General features: G+C 63.5%; 12 protein-coding genes. 9 read left to right on the top strand and 3 right to left on the bottom strand.

Annotation, left to right across the window (positions count from 1 at the left end):
- Positions 1 to 7: 7 nt before the first annotated feature.
- The 8 genes from BJ994_RS11085 to BJ994_RS11120 all read left to right on the top strand — a co-directional run bounded on the left by BJ994_RS11085 (position 8) and on the right by BJ994_RS11120 (position 7231).
- Entirely contained in the window at positions 8 to 373 is a 366-nt protein-coding gene (locus BJ994_RS11085; RefSeq protein WP_167994122.1) for a TadE/TadG family type IV pilus assembly protein, read from the top strand.
- The gene (locus BJ994_RS11090) at positions 361 to 1401 is read left to right on the top strand and encodes a pilus assembly protein TadG-related protein (RefSeq protein WP_167994124.1); all 1041 of its coding nucleotides are present in this window, start codon (positions 361 to 363) and stop codon (positions 1399 to 1401) included. Before BJ994_RS11085 ends, BJ994_RS11090 begins: the two co-directional genes overlap by 13 nt.
- Positions 1398 to 2162, top strand: coding sequence for a Flp pilus assembly protein CpaB (gene cpaB, locus BJ994_RS11095; RefSeq protein WP_167994126.1), 765 nt, complete (start codon positions 1398 to 1400; stop codon positions 2160 to 2162). The genes BJ994_RS11090 and cpaB overlap by 4 nt, the downstream gene beginning before the upstream one ends.
- Positions 2159 to 3352, top strand: a complete 1194-nt coding sequence (locus tag BJ994_RS11100) for a CpaE/TadZ family protein (protein WP_167994128.1) — start codon at positions 2159 to 2161, stop codon at positions 3350 to 3352. Before cpaB ends, BJ994_RS11100 begins: the two co-directional genes overlap by 4 nt.
- A 186-nt stretch (positions 3353 to 3538) precedes the next feature.
- Complete coding sequence (locus BJ994_RS11105; protein WP_425339407.1) at positions 3539 to 4822, top strand: TadA family conjugal transfer-associated ATPase; 1284 nt, start codon at positions 3539 to 3541, stop codon at positions 4820 to 4822.
- Positions 4823 to 4827: 5 nt separating this feature from the next.
- Positions 4828 to 5763: a type II secretion system F family protein gene (locus BJ994_RS11110; protein ID WP_167994132.1), complete on the top strand. Its 936-nt coding sequence runs from the start codon at positions 4828 to 4830 to the stop codon at positions 5761 to 5763.
- A gap of 9 nt (positions 5764 to 5772) precedes the next feature.
- Positions 5773 to 6657, top strand: a complete 885-nt coding sequence (locus BJ994_RS11115; protein WP_167994134.1) for a type II secretion system F family protein — start codon at positions 5773 to 5775, stop codon at positions 6655 to 6657.
- Positions 6658 to 6772: 115 nt separating this feature from the next.
- On the top strand, positions 6773 to 7231 hold the full coding sequence (locus BJ994_RS11120) for an Hpt domain-containing protein (protein WP_167994136.1): 459 nt from the start codon (positions 6773 to 6775) through the stop codon (positions 7229 to 7231).
- Here BJ994_RS11120 and BJ994_RS11125 read toward each other — a convergent pair.
- On the bottom strand, positions 7228 to 7998 hold the full coding sequence (locus BJ994_RS11125; protein ID WP_167994139.1) for a response regulator: 771 nt from the start codon (positions 7996 to 7998) through the stop codon (positions 7228 to 7230). The two genes, BJ994_RS11120 and BJ994_RS11125, sit on opposite strands and share 4 nt — an antisense overlap.
- Positions 7999 to 8267: 269 nt before the next feature.
- On the opposite strand from BJ994_RS11125, the gene BJ994_RS11130 reads away from it, so the two are divergent.
- Entirely contained in the window at positions 8268 to 9908 is a 1641-nt protein-coding gene (locus tag BJ994_RS11130; protein WP_167994141.1) for a sensor histidine kinase, read from the top strand.
- Between the two features lie 59 nt (positions 9909 to 9967).
- Here BJ994_RS11130 and BJ994_RS11135 read toward each other — a convergent pair whose 3' ends face one another.
- Positions 9968 to 10894 carry a tRNA pseudouridine synthase A gene (locus BJ994_RS11135; RefSeq protein ID WP_167994143.1) on the bottom strand — a complete coding sequence of 309 codons (927 nt, stop codon included), beginning with the start codon at positions 10892 to 10894 and terminating at the stop codon, positions 9968 to 9970.
- 42 nt (positions 10895 to 10936) lie between these two features.
- On the bottom strand, positions 10937 to 11587 hold the full coding sequence (gene rplQ / locus BJ994_RS11140) for a 50S ribosomal protein L17 (protein WP_167994145.1): 651 nt from the start codon (positions 11585 to 11587) through the stop codon (positions 10937 to 10939).
- Positions 11588 to 11590: the final 3 nt, after the last annotated feature.

Genomic DNA, 11590 nt, shown 5'->3' on the forward strand with positions numbered 1-11590 from the left:
GGGAGGCATGCGCACAATCAATGACCGCGGCGCCGTCGCCGTCGAAATGGCGCTCCTTCTCCCACTCCTCCTTTTTCTGCTCCTCGGCATCATGGAGTTCGGCCGGGCGTTCAACGCCCAGGTGACGTTAACCAACGCGGCCCGTGAGGCGGTCCGCGAGATGGCGATCGGTGGTGTCGCCAGCAAAGCCAAGACAGCCGCCAAGGATGCAGCAGTAACGCTCAATCCTGAATTGACTGACGCCGACGTATCCGTTGGTGCCTGTGTCGACGACGCGCACATCGTCACGATCACCTACGAACTCACCACCCTTACCGGCATCGCTGGGCCGTTCACCCTGACGGGCAAGGGAGTCATGCGATGCGGCGGCTGACACAGAAGGACGGAGAGCAGGGCGCGGTCAGCGTTCTCGCTGCTTTCCTGATGGTGGTTCTCCTCGCGTTTGCCGCGCTAGCCGTCGACGTGGGGATGCTTTATGCAGAAAAGGCACAGCTCCAGAATGGAGCTGACGCAACTGCTCTAGGCGTAGCCCAAGCTTGCGCGTCGACTCCTCCAACTGCGGATTGCGTCGAATCTGTGGCAGCAAGTTCGCTGGCCAAGCAACTGGCTGACGGAAACGCGCTCGACGGCCGGAGCAACCCCCAAGTTGTCGACATCGACCCCTCGTTAAGGACCGTATCCGTCGAAACCGGTGCGCTCGAAAACGGTGCGACTGCCAACCGCGTGTCGCTCTTCTTCGCGAATGCATTAGGGATCGCTGAGGCCGACGTTACCGCGAGCGCTTATGCAGCCTGGGGTAGCCCGGTCTCCGGTCCAGCGCCGTTTCCCGTTGTTTTCTCAGAATGTGAACTCTCAGACGGCAGCGAAATGCAAGTAGTGGAGTTTCGCAAGAAGGGTAACAATACTTCCGGCTGTCCGAGCGGACCACCAGGAGGGTTCAGCCACCTGGACTCCGTGGCAGGAAAATGCGAAGCAATGATTACCGTTTCCGCCGGAGCATCTGGCAGCAACGTGGGAAACAAGGGTGTGGACTCGACCTGCACGGCTCTTCTTACTTTCTGGCGGAGCGAAATCGAGGCAGGAAGGGCTCCAATCGGCCTTTTTCCAATCTATACATCCATTACAGATTCCGGCAACAACGCCACATACGCCCTCAAAGGTTTTGCTGCGTTTGAGGTTTATGGCTGGAAGCTGAAGCAAACCGGCAATCCGAGTTTTCCTGACGCTTTCCGTCACAACCATTACTCGGGTTCCAAATGCAACACCACTCAGTGCATCGGGATCATCGGAAAGTTCATCAAGATGGTCTCCCTGGAAGATGGGTACAAACTGGGTCCCGTTGACCCCTCTCTGAAGACCACAGTCGTCAAACTCACTCTCGAAGAAGAAGAGATCCCATGAAGTCCCGCCTCATTGCAGGAATCGCAGCCGTAGTGCTCGCACTGGTCGGCGCGATGATGGTTTACACCTACGCCAACGGAGCTGAAGCCCGCGCCGTCGAGGACCTTGACCCGATCAGCGTCCTCGTGGTTCAGCAGCCGGTCCCGGCCGGGACCCCCGTCTCGGAACTCGGCACGGCCATCGCAGCGACCGAGCTGCCGGCAACCGCCGTCGCCGACACCGCACTCAAGGACCTCAATAGCTCCGAAGGCAAGGTAACCGCCGTCGATCTCGTAGTCGGTGAGCAGCTCGTCACCGAACGGCTGGTCGATCCCTCGGACGTCGTGACCCCCGGTTCCGTTGAGGTTCCCGCCGGTCTGCACGAGGTCTCCATCCTCGTCGAACCGCAGCGCATCGCCGGCGGCCGCATCACGGCTGGAGACTACGTGGGTGTTTTCATGTCCATGGTTTCCGGAGGCCTCGAAGAAGACCCGGCAGCCGAATCTACCGAGCTGGTACTCCCCCGCGTCCTCGTCTCCGCGGTTCAACGCGCACCCGATGCAGCGCCTATCGACCCCAACCTGTCCGAGGAAGAACGTGCCGCAGCTGAGGCAGAAGCGCTGCCCACCGGTTCGCTGATGCTCACCCTCGCCGTCAACCCGGACCAGGCCACGCGGCTTGTGTTCGCCAGCGAGTTCGAATCGATCTGGCTCAGCAAGGCCACGGTTGCCGAAAACGACGCTCCCCCATTCATCGTCCACGACAAGGAGCTGTACCGATGAGCCGTTTCCTTCTCATCACCGCAGACAACGCGTTCGAGCAGACAGTCCGGCTCGCCGCGGCCGGCGCACTCCCCGGCGACGTTCTCTCCGTCAAGCCGGAGCTCCTGCAACAGCCCGAGGACCTCCTGGACCTGCTCGCCGTCCAACGTCCCGAAGTCCTCATCCTGGGTCCGGGCATGGCGCCGGACGGCGCGCTGAGGCTCGCCACCGTTGTCGACGTCCGATTCCCCAACGTCAGCATGGTGCTCATCTCGGATGAAAATCCCGAGTTTGTTCTGCAGGCCATGCGCGCCGGCATCCGCGACGTCCTCCAGCCGGCAGCGGACATCCCCGCCGTCCGTATGCTGCTTGAACGCGCCTGCCACGCTTTTGCCAGCCGCCACCGCACCGAGAATCCGCACCAGGCCGCGAAGCAGGAACACGGCCTGGTGATCGGCGTGTTTTCACCCAAAGGCGGCGTCGGTAAAACCACGGTCGCCACGAACGTCGCCGTCGGACTCGGGAAGCTTGCGCCGATGGGCGTTGTGCTGGTCGACCTCGATCTGCAGTTCGGCGACGTCGCCTCCAACCTGTACCTGAACCCGGAGTACTCGGTCCTCGACGCCGTCTCCGGATCCGCCGCCCAGGACACCATGGTGCTCAAGGCGTTCCTCACCCCGCACCCGTCCGGCATCTACGCCCTATGCGCTCCGAAGAACCCCGCAGAAGCCGACAACATCTCGGCCGCCCAACTCGCCGTCCTCCTGAAGCAGCTCACCGCGGAGTTCCCGTACGTGGTCGTGGACACCGGCCCCGGCCTCACCGAGCACAGCCTCGCCGCACTCGAACAGTGCACGGACGCCATCTGGGTCACCGGCATGGACGTACCCAGCGTCCGCGGCCTGCGCACGGGCCTGGATGTGCTCGGCTCCCTCAACCTGTTCCCCGAATCGCGTCACGTGGTTTTGAACTTCGCCGATTCCAAGACCGGACTCTCGGTCCAGGACATCGAAGCGACCCTCGGCGCGCCCGTGGACGTCTCCATCCCTCGCTCCCGCGGCCTCTCACTCGCAACCAATAGGGGCGTTCCACTCCTCCAGGACGAAGTCCGCGACCCCGCAACCAAGAACCTGCGCGGCCTCGTCGAGCGCTTCGACCCACAGTGGCGTGCACGCACCCAACGCAAGCTCCACCGCAGGGTAGTGATCTAGGTGAAACTCTCCGAACGCCTCCAGAATGCCGGCGCAACAGCTGAAACACCCGGTACGACGACGGCGACAGCCGAGCGCCTGCCCACCCCACCCCTGGCTCGCCCCACCGAAACACCCGCTTTCACCGGCGCTACTGTGGCGGGCGGCACGCCGTCGTCATCGCCCGAAGCGCCGACCAGCGCGCGCATCGACGCTTTCGCCGGTCTGAAGCAGCGCGCCGCTGAAGCCCTTTATGAACGCATGGGCACCCGGTTCAGCGACTCCTCCCTGCGCGAGGAAGACCTCCGCGCCACCGCCCGCGAGGAACTGAGTCAGGTGATCGACGCCGAGCAGGTTCCGCTCAGTCCGGATGAACGCCGCCGGCTCATCCAGGACGTGGCCGACGACGTCCTCGGCTACGGCCCGCTCCAGCGCATGCTCGATGACCCAGACATCACCGAAATCATGGTCAATCGGATGGACCAGATTTACGTTGAGAAAGACGGGAAGCTGGTCCTTACCGGCTCACGGTTCAGCTCGGAAGAGCATCTGCGCAGGGTCATCGAACGCATCGTGTCCAAGGTGGGACGCCGTATCGATGAGTCCTCACCGTTCGTCGATGCGCGGCTTGAGGACGGTTCCCGTGTGAACGCCGTCATTCCACCGCTTGCGGTGAACGGTTCCTCGCTGACCATCCGTAAGTTCAGCAAGACTCCCCTCACGGTGCAGAAGCTGATCAGCTACGGCACGCTGACCCCGGAAATGGCCGAGCTCCTCGACGCGTGCGTCAAGGCCAAGCTGAACATCATCGTCTCCGGCGGAACCGGCACCGGAAAGACCACCCTGCTGAACGTGCTCTCCTCGTTCCTCCCGAACTCGGACCGCATCGTAACCATCGAGGACGCCGTCGAACTCCAGATTCAGCAGCAGCACGTCGTGAGGCTGGAAAGCCGTCCGCCGAATACCGAGGGGAAGGGCCAGGTCACCATCCGCGACCTGGTGCGCAATTCCCTGCGTATGCGCCCGGACCGCATTGTGATCGGTGAGGTTCGCGGCGGCGAGTCACTCGACATGCTGCAAGCCATGAACACGGGACACGACGGTTCGCTCTCCACTGTCCACGCCAACTCACCGCGCGATGCCGTAGCACGCCTTGAAACCCTCGTCCTGATGGCCGGTATGGACCTGCCCCTGCGGGCCATCCGGGAACAGCTCGCCTCAGCGGTCAACCTGATCGTCCAGATTGCCCGCCTGCGTGACGGCACACGGCGCATCACCCACGTCACCGAGGTACAGGGCATGGAGGGCGAAGTGGTCACGCTCCAGGACGCGTTTGTCTTCGACTACTCGGCCGGCGTCGATTCCTCCGGAAGGTTCCTTGGCCGTCCCATTCCGACCGGGATCCGTCCGCGCTTCATTGAACGTTTCGAGGACATGGGAATCACCGTCTCACCCGGGGTGTTCGGCGCTGCGCTGACCGGCCGGCGGTGACCCACATGACCATACTGTTCGTGGGGGGCACGCTCTTCTGCGTCGCCGCCGTCGTGCTGGTGGTGATCGCCCTGCGGCCGCGGCAATCGGCGGTACCGTTAGACCGGCGTCGCCCGCCGGAGGAGGAATCGACCTCCCAGCTGACCCGCTTCGCAGGCTCAGCCGTGCGGGCGATGGAGCGCTACCTGCGCCGCCACCCGAAGCGGCTGTATCGCCAGGAGATCCTGGACACCGCCGGAGTGCGGCTGAGCCAGGCGGATGTCTTCCTCCTGGTCATCAGCGGAGGTTTTGCAGGCCTTCTCCTCGGCTGGGCCATCGCTGGTCCCTTCCTCGGAATACTGCTGCTTGTCCTGTCTCCGTTCGCTGCGCAACTTGTCCTTGTGATGCGGACCGGACGACGGCGCGCGAAGTTCGATTCCCAGCTCGGCGACACCCTGCAGTTGCTCACCGGTGGCCTCCGCGCCGGCCACAGCATCCTGCGGGCGATCGACGCCGCGGCAACCGAAGCGGACGCACCGACGTCGGACGAAATGCGCCGCGTGGTGACCGAGACCAGCCTCGGCAAGGATCTGCTGGTTTCCCTGCTCGATGCCTCCCGACGCATGGAAAGTGATGACTTCGCGTGGATTGCACAGGCAATCCAGATCAACCGCGAGGTGGGCGGGGACCTCGCGGAAGTCCTGGACCATGTTGCCGAAACCATCCGTGAGCGCAGCGAAATCAAGGGTCAGATCCGCGCCCTGAGTGCGGAAGGCAAGTTCTCCGCCTACATTCTGGTTGCCCTGCCCTTCGGGATTGGCGCAATGCTGATGCTCGTCAGCCCGGGCTATGTCACTCCGCTGTTTACTGAGCCGCTCGGCTGGATCATGATCGGGGCGTCGGCCATCATGATGAGCATCGGCGGCCTCTGGCTGCGCAAGATTATCGATCTGAAGTTTTAGGAGGACGCCGTGAACCTGATGCTCGTGATGTCGCTGCTGCTGATTTCCGCGCCCCTGGGCTTCCTCGGCTGGACGCTGTTCAGCCCCGGTACCAGGTCAAACAACTCGGTACAGGCAAACCTGCACTTGGGCGTGACCGGCGCCGAACCGGCCAAAGGAAATTCCTCGCACCTCCTGACGAATATCGGACGGGCGCTCACGCCGTCGGGCTATGTCCGGAAGCTCGACCATCTCCTGGCCCTCGCGGGCCGGCCGGCGTCCATGCCGCTGGGCCGGGTCCTGGCAGCGAAACCTGCCCTCTGTTTGGGCGCGGCGGCACTCGGCGTCCTGATGGCTTCCGCCGCGCAGAAGCCCGTCATCACCGTGCTCGCGTTGTTCCTCACCGTGCTCGGGTACTTCATTCCGGACCTCCTCCTCTACAGCAAGGGCCAGGAACGGCAGAAGGCCATGCAACTTGAGCTCGCGAACACGCTTGATCAGATGCTCATATCGGTTGAAGCCGGCCTGGGTTTCGAGAGCGCCATGCAACGCGCCGGCGAAACCGGCAAGGGGCCCCTCGCGCAGGAACTGGTACGCACGCTTCAGGACATGCAGGTTGGCCGCAGCCGACGGGAGTCCTATCTGGCCCTCGCCGAGCGCACCAGCATTCCGGAGTTGCGCAGCTTCGTCAAAGCAGTTGTGCAGGCTGACGCCTACGGCATCGCGCTGAGCGGGGTCCTACGCACCCAAGCGAAGGTGATGCGCGTAAAGCGGCGGCAGCGCGCGGAGGAGAAAGCCATGAAGCTGCCGGTGACGGTACTGTTTCCGCTGCTCTTCTTCATCTTCCCGGTGCTGTTCATCATCATCCTCGGGCCTGCCGTCATCAACGCGATCGCGACGTTCAGTGGATCGTGAATCTAACGCGCACTAGCACCGGCGCGCTAGTACACAGGCCGAAGAATTCCGCAGTGTTTGCAAAGTATCAGTCAATTCCCGCTTTTCTCCAACCTCGAGAAAGTATCGTTTGCCCATGGCTCTCTCCCGCCCCAGTGCTGACGACGACGCAGAATCCCTGCGCGCGGTCGGAGCCGAGCCGCGAAGCGTGCTAGGCGGGAGCCACCGCGTTGACCGCGCACCCCTGGTGGACCCCGAGGTCCTCCACGAGCTGGAGGATCAGCTTGACAGCCGCGCCGCGGCAAACGCATTTGTACGGGACTACGTCAGCGTGTGGGATGAGCGGGACCTCCGGCTTTCAACGGCAATCAACCGCCGGAACCAGGCGGCGTCACTCGATGCGGTGCTCAGCCTGAAGATCACCTCAACCATGGTGGGCGCCACGCAGATGGTCGAACTGGCCAACGGACTCGAGAGCCTCCTTCGCGACGGGAAACTGGACGAGGCTGAAGCCGAGTTTCCGCGGATTCACCGCTGCGGCCTGCGAACCATGCGCGAGCTCACCATCCTGCACCTTGGACAGAATCCCGCTTAGTCCGGTCGTTTCGGAACCAGCCGGTAACCCACTCCGCGGACCGTCATCAGCCATCGTGGACTACGCGGATCCTCCCCCAGCTTCCGCCGCAGGTTCCCGATGTGGACCTCGATGGCCCGCTCATCGGCTTCGCTGATATACGCATCCGTCCGGTAATACTGCCCACGCACAACCCGCACCAGGTCCCCCTTGGTGCGGACGGCACCGGCACTTCTCAGCAGTTCATGCAGCAGGTCGAACTCGCTGCGGGTCAGCACCAGTTCCTCGCCGCGAACCGTCACCGTGCGGGTTTCCTTATCGAGCGCCAGTCCGTTGTGCCGCAGCAGGGAATCCGGGCGTGCTGGTTCCGCGGGCGCCTCGGCGGCTGGCGCCGTCGTCGTTTCGCTTGTCAGCCCGCCGCGCGGGCGCCGCAACATCGCTGCGACGCGTGCCCGAAGCTCACGGGGGCGGAAGGGTTTTGTGACGAAGTCATCGGCCCCTGACTGAAGGGCGGTAAGCGTGTCGAGTTCCTCGTTGTGCGCGGTCAGCATGATCACGTAGCAATCGCTGATACCGCGGATCCTGCGCAGGACCTCATAGCCGTCAATGTCCGGGAGGCCCACGTCAAGCGTCACCAGGGTGGGGTTGTGCTCGGTCACGGCTTCCACGCCGCTTCGGCCCTCGGCTGCCGAGTGAACCTCGAATCCGGACTGCGTGAGCACAGTGCTCACAAGGTTACGCACGTCGAGATCGTCCTCGACCACCACTGCCACACCTGGGTCTCGCACTCTTCCTCCTTGGCCCCGACCGAACTGCGCGTTCCGCAGCTCATCACTAAAGGATGAAACACCGAGGCCATCAGCTGCGACCACCCCGGCGTGCTTTCCACAGCATACCCACACCAACACGGATTCGTTCCTGGTCACAAAAGAGTTTCATTGTGATCGACATTGGTTTCCCCGGTGCACCAATAGACGCGGAGGGACATAATGAACGGTATGTCGTGGTCTCGGAGGCATTACCTTAGCGGTCTACGCGCTCGTGCGAAGTTGGCGCCATGAGTGAGCGTGTGCTGTTTGTCGCCGCCAAGCGCTCCTACTCCAAGCTCAGCCTCCGTGCCCGCGTGGGATTGTGCGAGTTGCCGCTCGCCACTCTTGTTGTTGCGGCCGGGATCGCCGCGCTTGTCGCCTGGCCAACGTTGGCCAACAACCCTGCGTTCATTGCGGGCGTCCTGATGCACCTCGTGCTACTTGCCGTCAGTTTCCTGGCGCCCTGGGAAAGGCTGCCCGAGGGCTCCTACATCGTCATCCCGTTGCTGGACTTCGTGGCAATCGGCCTGACCAACGCCGGAGCGAACGAACAGCTACCCGGGATAGCACTCCTTGCCGTCTTCCCGGTCATCTGGATTTCGGCATCCGGAGTGTTGCCGTTCCTCGGCCTTATTGCGTGCTTCGCGGGTCCGTTCCTCATACTCGGACTTTCCGCGTTGCTGGGATCGGACCGTCCGGTGTTCACCGCGTTCCTGTTTGGCGCAATGATGGTATCGATTTCCGTTTCCATCCGGTTCGCCAGCCTGAACACGGCCCACAGCCGCCGCAAGCTCAAAGCCACGGAAGCGGAAGTGGACCACCTTCGCGACGTGAACACAGAACGCGAGCGGCTCCTCGAAACCATCCTCGACACGATCGATGTCGGGCTGGTGGCCCTTGATTCGGGGGGCCGGCGCACGCTGACCAACCGGCAGCAGCGGTCTTATGACCTGCTGGTCGAGACAGGCGACGACGACGGCGGCCACCTCTACGGCGCGGACAAGTCCACACCGCTCAGCCCGCACCGCCAACCGGTCCAGCGCGCGGCTGCAGGTGAAACGTTCTCCAACTACCTGGTGTGGCTGGGCCCAAAGGACTCGCAGCGGGCAGTCGCCACCGCGGCAACCGCCATGAAGGACACCGCCGGCCGGTTCGCCGGATCGGTGATTGTCTCCAACGACGTCACCAATATGGTCGAAACGCTGAGCGCGAAGGAAGACTTCGTTTCCAACGTCTCACACGAATTGTGGACACCGCTGACCTCGATCCTCGGCCACCTTGACCTCGTGCTGGATGACGAGCAGGACCTGCCACCGGGCGTCGCGGATCAGCTCTCAGTAGCCCGCCGGAACGCTGAGCGGCTTTATGCGTTGGTTTCCGACCTCCTCGCTGCAGCCTCCGGCGCAGCCAGCGTCCACCTGCGCCCCACGGACCTGACCGGAATCGTGGAACACAGCATCGAATCCGCCTGGCCGCAGGCCTCCGACACCGGCGTCACTCTCAAGGCCGACGTCCCGGAGATCCTCTGGACCACGTCCGATCCGCTGCGGATCCGCCAGGTCCTCGACAACCTGATTTCCAATGCAATCAAGTACTCTCCCGACGGCGGCACAGTGACCGTGCGTGCCCGCCAACAGTGTGACGCGGCCCTCCTGGAGGTTCAGGACACCGGGATCGGCATGTCACCCAGTGAGACTTCCCTGATATTCGGCAAGTTCTTCCGCACGGTGGCAGCCCGGGAATCCTCCATCCCCGGCGTCGGCCTGGGCCTGTCTATCACCAAGGCGATTGTTGACAGCCACGGCGGGACCATCCACTGCACAAGTGTTCCTGGCTCCGGAACCACGTTCACCGTGACGCTGCCCTTGCATCGATCGCAGGAAAACTGATCGGCGAAGCTGGCGGTTCGTGCCGAAACGTACTGGATGGCATCGAACCGTAGCCGGCCCTAACCGCCCTCGCGCCTGGCCCGGGTCAGTTCCGCGCGCTCTGCCATGGCCGCATCGTCCGGATACCGCACCTCTTCGAGGACAAGTGGATGGGCAGGAGCCAGCACGGACTTCGGATCCTTGCGGCGCGCATGCAGCCGCTCCCCTAACCAGGCGGGCGATTCTTCCCCACTGCCCACCCGCAACGCCGAACCGATCAGCGCACGGACCATGTTGTGGCAGAACGCATCAGCCTGCACCGTTGCAACCAGGATGCCGTCCGCATCCCGCTCGAACTCGAAGCGCTGCAGTTCACGGATGGTAGTCGCCCCAGCCCGCGGCTTACAGAAGGCGCGAAAATCCTGCAAGCCAAGCATCGCCGTCGCACCCTCATGCAGGAGCCGCTCATCGAGGTGCTCGGAGTGCCACATCACCACCGCGCGGTTCAGCGGGTCCTGAAGCTCAGAGCGGTCGGCGATTCGATAGCTGTAACGCCGCCACAGCGCGGAGAAGCGCGCGTCGAAGCCGGGCGGTGCGAGGCTCACATCCCGTACCACGACGGCGGAAGCCGGGTTTCCCGCGTACACCGTGCGCGCTTCGGCGCTCTCCGGAAGGTGGCGGTTGATGGTTGCCTGCAGACGACGCTTCAGCGCAAGAGCAGGGTCAATGGAGCGCCCGCGGCTCAGCCCTGACCATTCGGGGTAGGTGATGTCTATATGCGTTACCTGCCCGCGGGCATGGACTCCGGCGTCGGTGCGGCCCGCTACTGTGGCACGAACTGGCCGGCGGAACAACATCTCAAGCCCGGCCTGAACTGTGCCCTGGACAGTCGGCAGTCCCGGCTGGACTGCCCACCCGGAGAACGGCCCGCCGTCGTACGCGAGATCGACCCGGATACGCAGATACCCGCCATCCACTGCTGGGATGGCGGGTATCTGTTCGTTCATCTGGATCAGTAGCTCGAGCGGTACTGAAGAAGGGTCTGGCGACTACTTCTTCTCGTCAGCTTCCGGTACGGAGCCCTCTTCGACAACAACTACCTCTTCGGCGTTGTCAGACTCCGCGTTCACCGTGGTGTCCTCAGCGGCAACCTCTTCAGCGGATGCTGCCGAGGGCGCTGAGTCAGCCGAGTCCGGTGAATCCGGCGAATCTGCAGAATCAGCTGAGTCCGGCGAATCTGCGGACTCCGCAGAAGCAACCGGCGCAGCAGCGGCAGCGTCGCGGGCGGCAGCGTTACCGGCAGCGCGCTCGGCTTCGCCGACTACAGCCTGCTTCGGTGAAACAGCTTCCAGCACCAGCTCAATGACGGCCATGGGCGCGTTGTCGCCCTTGCGGTTGCCGATCTTGGTGATGCGGGTGTAGCCGCCATTGCGGGTTGCCACAGCGGGGGCGATGTCCGTGAACAGCTCGTGGACGACGCCCTTGTTGCTGATGACAGCAAGAACACGACGGCGCGAGGCCAGGTCACCGCGCTTGGCAAAGGTGATCAGACGCTCGGCGTACGGACGAAGCCGCTTGGCCTTGGTCACCGTGGTGGTGATGCGCTTGTGCTCGAACAGCGAGGCGGCCAGGTTGGCGAGCATCAGGCGCTCGTGCGCCGGACCGCCACCGAGGCGTGGGCCCTTTGTGGGTGTGGGCATGAT

It is taken from the genome of Arthrobacter pigmenti (assembly GCF_011927905.1).
GTDB lineage: Bacteria > Actinomycetota > Actinomycetes > Actinomycetales > Micrococcaceae > Arthrobacter_D > Arthrobacter_D pigmenti.

Bases quoted from the DNA above. Each gene is read 5' to 3' on its own strand.
- BJ994_RS11120 (WP_167994136.1), top strand. From the start codon at position 6,773: ATGGCTCTCTCCCGCCCCAGTGCTGACGACGACGCAGAATCCCTGCGC.
- BJ994_RS11100 (WP_167994128.1), top strand. From the start codon at position 2,159: ATGAGCCGTTTCCTTCTCATCACCGCAGACAACGCGTTCGAGCAGACA.
- BJ994_RS11130 (WP_167994141.1), top strand. From the start codon at position 8,268: ATGAGTGAGCGTGTGCTGTTTGTCGCCGCCAAGCGCTCCTACTCCAAG.
- rplQ (WP_167994145.1), bottom strand. From the start codon at position 11,587: ATGCCCACACCCACAAAGGGCCCACGCCTCGGTGGCGGTCCGGCGCAC.
- cpaB (WP_167994126.1), top strand. From the start codon at position 1,398: ATGAAGTCCCGCCTCATTGCAGGAATCGCAGCCGTAGTGCTCGCACTG.
- BJ994_RS11110 (WP_167994132.1), top strand. From the start codon at position 4,828: ATGACCATACTGTTCGTGGGGGGCACGCTCTTCTGCGTCGCCGCCGTC.
- BJ994_RS11085 (WP_167994122.1), top strand. From the start codon at position 8: ATGCGCACAATCAATGACCGCGGCGCCGTCGCCGTCGAAATGGCGCTC.
- BJ994_RS11090 (WP_167994124.1), top strand. From the start codon at position 361: ATGCGGCGGCTGACACAGAAGGACGGAGAGCAGGGCGCGGTCAGCGTT.
- BJ994_RS11135 (WP_167994143.1), bottom strand. From the start codon at position 10,894: ATGAACGAACAGATACCCGCCATCCCAGCAGTGGATGGCGGGTATCTG.